The organism is Vogesella oryzae (genome assembly GCF_902829295.1).
Lineage (GTDB): Bacteria > Pseudomonadota > Gammaproteobacteria > Burkholderiales > Chromobacteriaceae > Vogesella > Vogesella oryzae.
The window spans coordinates 1-5,099 of the sequence record NZ_CADEPL010000043.1; the positions used below are offsets into that span (position 1 = coordinate 1).

A 5,099-nucleotide genomic window follows, 5' to 3' on the forward strand; every position below is an offset into this window, starting at 1 on the left:
CTGCTGGCACGCATGCTCGGTCACGCGGATGGCGAGTTTGTCTGCAGCGACAACGAGTGGCGGCAGCGTACCCATCCGGACGATCTGTCGCTGATCGAGGCGCGGCTGAAGCGGGCGCTGGCCGGGCAAGACCCGACGCTGGTGGCCGAATACCGGTTGCAGCGCGAGGATGGCAGCTATTTGTGGGTGCTCGGGCGTGGCATGGTGATCCGCCGCGATGAGGCCGGCCAACCGCTGCGCATGATCGGCACCCTGACCGACATCAGCCACAGCAAGGCCATCGAGCTGGCGCTGAAGGCCAACCAGCTGCGGCTGTCCAGCATGATCGAAACGGCGATGGACGGCATCATCACCACCGATGCCCGGCTGAACATCGTGGTGTTCAACCCGGCGGCGGAGAGCATGTTCGGCTACCAGGCCGCGCAGATGATCGGCCAACCGCTGGATCTGCTGTTGCCTGATGACAGCGCTCAGCACCATCGCCAGCTGATGCTGGATTTTTCCGAAGAAGCGGCCCGTTCCGGCGGCACCGCCCGGCGCAGTGCCCGCCCGCTGCTGGGGCGCAGGGCGGATGGCAAGCACTTTCCGGTGGAAGTATCCATTTCTTATGCCGACAACGGCGGCGAGCCGATCTACACCGCGGTGGTGCGCGACATCACCGCGCGCAAGGCGGCGGAGGAGGAGCTGCTGCAACTGGCGACCTCGCTGGAGTACCGGGTGCAGGAGCGCACGCGCGAACTGGAAGTGGCGCGCGAGCAGGCCGAAAGCGCCAACCTCGCCAAGAGTACCTTCCTGGCCAATATGAGCCACGAGATCCGCACCCCGCTCAACAGTGTGCTGGGCATGGCGCATCTGGCGTTGCAGACGCGGCTGGATGCCCGCCAGCGCGACTATCTGGACAAGATCAGCGTCTCCGGCCAGCACCTGCTGGCACTGATCAACGACATTCTGGACTTCTCCAAGATCGAGGCCGGCAAGCTGGAGCTGGACAGCGTCGATTTCGACATCAAGGCGCTACTGGAAGAGCTGCGCAGCGTGATGGCGCAGCGGGCGCAGGAAAAACGCCTGAAGCTGGAGATAGGACTGGCGCCGCAGGTACCGCGTTACCTGCGCGGCGATGCGCTGCGCTTGCGCCAGGTGCTGCTTAACCTGCTGAGCAACGCCATCAAGTTTACCGAGCACGGCCAGGTGCAGTTGCTGGTGACAACCGGGCCGGACGAACGTGTCGCATTCTGCGTGCGTGACAGCGGCATCGGTATGACGCCGCAAGTGCAGGCACGGCTGTTCCTGTCCTTCCAGCAGGCCGACAGCTCCACCACGCGCAAATACGGCGGCACCGGGCTGGGGCTGGCCATCAGCTACCAGCTGGTGCAGCTGATGGGCGGCACCCTGCAGGTCAGCAGCCAGCCGGGGCAGGGCAGCGAATTCGCCTTCAGCCTGGCGCTGCCGGCGATACCGCAGGCGCCGGCGCCACCGGCCGCACCGCGACCGGTACAGGATTACTACCGCCAGCTGGCCGGCAAGCGGGTACTGCTGGCGGATGACCACCCGTTCAACCAGCAGGTGGCGGCAGAGTTGCTGCAGGCGGTCGGCATCAAGGTCAGCATCGCGTCCGATGGCAACGAGGCGCTGGCACTGGCGCATCGCCAGCCGTTCGACGCCATCCTGATGGACATGCAGATGCCGAACCTTGACGGGGTGGAGGCCAGCCGGCAACTGCGGCGCGAGGCGGCATTCGACAACCTGCCTATCATCGCCATGACGGCCAACGTGTCCACCGAGGATCGCCAGCACTGCCTGTATGCCGGCATGAACGACTTTGTCGGCAAGCCGGTGCAGCCGGCCACGCTGTACCACACGCTCAGCTACTGGCTGGGTGAGTGCCAGAGCCCGTCGCCGGCCACCCCCGCCACCCGCGGACAGGACGCCGCCAGTACGGACAATGGCCACTATCAGGCCGCAACCGCGACAGCCGAAAGCCCTGCCGTAGACGAGCAGCCGCTACTGCTGGATAGCTCGGTACTGCACACTATGCTGGGGGACGATCAGGACAAGCTGCGCCGCTACTGCGGCAAGTTTGCCGGCTGGCTGGACGAAGGGTTGGCCGCACTGGATCAGGCGGTGCAGCAGGGCGATGGCGATGCGGTGGCGCGCGAGTGCCACCGGCTGAAATCGGTAGCCCGCACCGTGGGCGCGATGGCACTGGGAGAGGCGCTGGCCACGCTGGAAAAATGGCCGCAGCAACGCGGCATCGACGACGTTGGCCGCGGACTGGCCGAGGTAAGGCAGTGCTTTGCCGCCACCTGCGACGAGCTGCAGCGCCAGCAGCTGCTGTCCGGCCGGCCGGCCGGTGCCGAGGTGCCGGATGTGCAGGCGGCAGCATTGCCGCAGGATGTGCCACGGCTGATGGTGGTGGATGACGATGCCTTCACGCTGGATTTGTTGCAGCAGCAGTTGCAGGAGCTGCAGGCCGGGCAAGTCATTGCCTGCAGCAGCGCGCGGGCGGCGCTGGCACAGCTGGAAGGACAACCGTCCCCGGCGTGGCTGATCTGCGACCTGCAAATGCCGGATATGGACGGCATCGCCTTTTTGCGGCTGTTGGGTGAGCTGCACTACCCGGGGCAGGTAGTGATCCTGTCCGGCATGGATAGCCACGTCCTGAAAGCGACCGAGCGGCTGGCACGTTCCTTCGGCCTCAATTTTCAGGGGGCGCTGGGCAAGCCGGTCAGCCGCGATGCCCTGCAGCAGATGCTGCAGCAGCAGCCGGGCCAGCGTGCGGCCAGCAGCCAGAGCTACAGCATGAGCGAGCCGCAGCTGGATGAGGGCGAGCTGCGCCGCGGCTTGCAGCAAGGCGCCATCGAGCTGTACTTCCAGCCCAAGGTCGACACCACCAGCTGGCGGGTGACCGGTGCCGAATGTCTGGCGCGCTGGCATCACCCGCAACTGGGGCTGCTGGGGCCGGGCCTGTTTGTGCCGATGATCGAAGCACTGGGCCTGATCGACGAGATGACTTTCATCGTGCTGGGGCTGGCTCTGCAGCAGCAGCGCTGGCAGCAGCAGGGTATCGATCTGACCTTGGCGGTGAATGTGTCGATGGACAACCTGTCGCGACTGGATCTGCCGGAGCAGTTTGCCGACCTGGCGCGGCAGCACGGGGTGGCGCCGGGCGACATCATGCTGGAAATCACCGAAACCCGGCTGGGACGCGATCACGTGATGTGTCTGGACATCCTCACCCGCTTGCGCATCAAGGGCTTCGGCCTGTCGATCGATGACTTCGGTACCGGCTTTTCCACCATGGAACACCTGATGCGTACGCCGTTTACCGAGCTGAAGATCGATCGCGCCTTTGTTACCGGCGCCAGCCGCGACCCGTGGGCCCGCACTATTCTGGAAGAAAGCGTTAGCCTTGGACGGCGCTTTGCGCTGAAACTGGTGGCCGAAGGGGTGGAAACCCAGGAAGACCTGGATCTGGTTGTGTCCGCCGGATGCCAGGTAGTACAAGGCTATTTCATTGCCCGTCCGATGGCGGCAGAGGCATTCGCAACATGGTTGCAACAGTGGCAGCAACAACATGAGGCCGTGGCCGGCGCGGGGCGATAACTGCCCGCAGGCTGGCGCGAGAATGGCTGGCAGTAGTGACCGATAAGGGGAAAATGATGACGGCCGATGCTGACAAGAAAACCGTGCTGATCGTGGATGACGACAGCTTCATGCTGGACTTCATTGCCGACAGTCTGGGCGAGTACTACGCGGTGCAATGTGCTGCCAGCGCGGAGCAGGGGCTGGCACTGGCACGCGAGCAGGCGCCGGCGCTGATGCTGGTGGATGTGCAGATGCCGGTGATGGACGGCTACGAACTGTGCCGCCAAGTGAAGGACGACTGGGACATCAGTGACACGCCGGTGCTGTTCCTGTCTGCGCTGGACGGCATCGACGACCGTTTGCGCGGTTTCGAGGTGGGCGGCGAGGACTTTGTCACCAAGCCGGTGAACCCGCGCATTCTGCTGGCCAAGGTCGACAAGGAGCTGGCGCTGCAGGAAGAACGCGCCCAGCTCAAGTCGCAGGCGCAATACGCCACCAGTACCGCGATGACGGCGATGACCAGCATGAGCGAGACCGGCCTGCTGCTGGAGGTGATGAAGCGTTTTACCCAGTGCCAGGACGCGCGCGAACTGGCGCGGGCGACGCAGGAGTCGCTGGCGCTGTTCGGTGTCGATGGCGTCGTGGAGTTGCTGTTGCCGGCAGAGGCCAGCATCGCGCTCAACGGCCGCGGCCCGGCCAGCGAGCTGGAAATCTCGGTGCTGCGGCACATGGCCACCATGGATCGCATCACCCAGTTCAAGACCCGCATGTCGATCAGCTACCCGCATGCGCGGCTGGTGGTCACCAATATGCCGGTGGATGACCCGGATCGCTGCGGCCGCCTGCGCGACCATCTGGCCATGTTGCTGGAAGCCGCCGAGGCACGGCTGGCGGCCATCAATAGCGCCAGCCTCGCCAACCAGCGCGGCGATGCCATCAGCGGCACCATCGAAACGCTGACCAAGGTGCTGGCCGATATCGATCAGCAGCAGCGGCAGGGCCGGGCCGATGCGCTGACCGTACTCAACGGTGTGCTGATGCGGCTGGAGCAGTCGATGGTGGGGCTGGGGCTGACCGAGCGGCAGGAGGAAGCCTTGCTGGCGCTGGTGCGCGAGGGGCTGGAGGATGTCTATTCCAGCCAGCAGGCCGAGGCACGCTTCCAGGATCAGTTGAGCGCGGCGGTGCAGGGCTTGCAGCAGGCGGTGCACGGCAGCGGCCGCTAGCCGCTAGACAGCAAAAAAGCCCTCCGGTCTGCCGGAGGGCTTTTGCATGCAGCAAGGTTGGCCGCAGCCTCAGGCCTGCAGTCGTTGCAGCAGCGCGTGGGCCACCCCTTCGGACGAGGCCGGGTTCTGGCCGGTAATCAGCAGGCCGTCTTCCACCACGTGCGGTGTCCAGTCGGCGGCTTTCACATAGATGCCGCCCTTGGCTTTCAGGCCGTCTTCCACCAGTACCGGTACGATCTGGCTCAGCTGTACCGCGTCTTCCTCGCTGTTGCTGAAGCCGGTGACATGCTT

At 65.2% G+C, this 5,099-nt stretch carries 2 protein-coding genes and 1 pseudogene; 2 read left to right on the forward strand and 1 reads right to left on the reverse strand.

The genetic code is table 11. The annotated features are described in order from the left end of the window. Together HU218_RS13355 and HU218_RS13360 are read left to right on the forward strand one after the other, a co-directional pair. On the forward strand, positions 1-3,603 hold a 3,603-nt coding region (locus HU218_RS13355), incomplete at its 5' end, for an EAL domain-containing protein (RefSeq protein WP_174875435.1). A gap of 56 nt (positions 3,604-3,659) precedes the next feature. Then, positions 3,660-4,808, forward strand: coding sequence for a response regulator (locus tag HU218_RS13360; RefSeq protein ID WP_217450832.1), 1,149 nt, complete (start codon positions 3,660-3,662; stop codon positions 4,806-4,808). 69 nt (positions 4,809-4,877) lie between these two features. Here the strand turns inward: HU218_RS13360 and HU218_RS13365 are convergent. Then, a pseudogene (locus HU218_RS13365) lies at positions 4,878-5,099 on the reverse strand (type 1 glutamine amidotransferase domain-containing protein); the annotation flags it as partial.

Excerpts from the sequence above, each read along its gene's own strand:
- HU218_RS13360 (WP_217450832.1), top strand. The coding sequence starts at position 3,660 with ATGACGGCCGATGCTGACAAGAAAACCGTGCTGATCGTGGATGACGAC.